We start from the raw sequence: 259 nt of genomic DNA, 5'->3' as shown, positions 1-259 counted from the left end.
ATCTTCGTAGTCTTGCGAATCTGATCGGTGATCGAATGCAGGATCTTGCCAGTTGGGAGTCAGCCATCACGGGCCGCCCCCTGCGCGAGATGCGAGCGCAAATGTCGCGCATTCCGGAGTGGCTTGAGTACTTTGCCGGCATCGCTCCGGGCCTGGAGGGCGAAACAAACCGGCTGCGTGGCGGGTTTTTCTCTTCGACGAGCTGGCAGCCGTACGGGGTATGCGCATTACTGACGCCGTGGAATCATCCCGTGCTGAT

At 59.8% G+C, this 259-nt stretch carries 1 protein-coding gene; it reads left to right on the top strand.

Features of this window, described 5'->3' with window-relative positions:
- Positions 1-35: 35 nt before the first annotated feature.
- A partial coding sequence (locus J3489_RS37080) for an aldehyde dehydrogenase family protein (protein ID WP_242540611.1) occupies positions 36-259 on the top strand: 224 nt, incomplete at its 3' end.

It is taken from the genome of Trinickia mobilis (assembly GCF_017315705.1).
Classification (GTDB): Bacteria; Pseudomonadota; Gammaproteobacteria; order Burkholderiales; family Burkholderiaceae; genus Trinickia_A; species Trinickia_A mobilis.
Note: the sequence above shows the minus strand (reverse complement) of the source record. Positions and strands in the feature narration are given on the sequence as shown.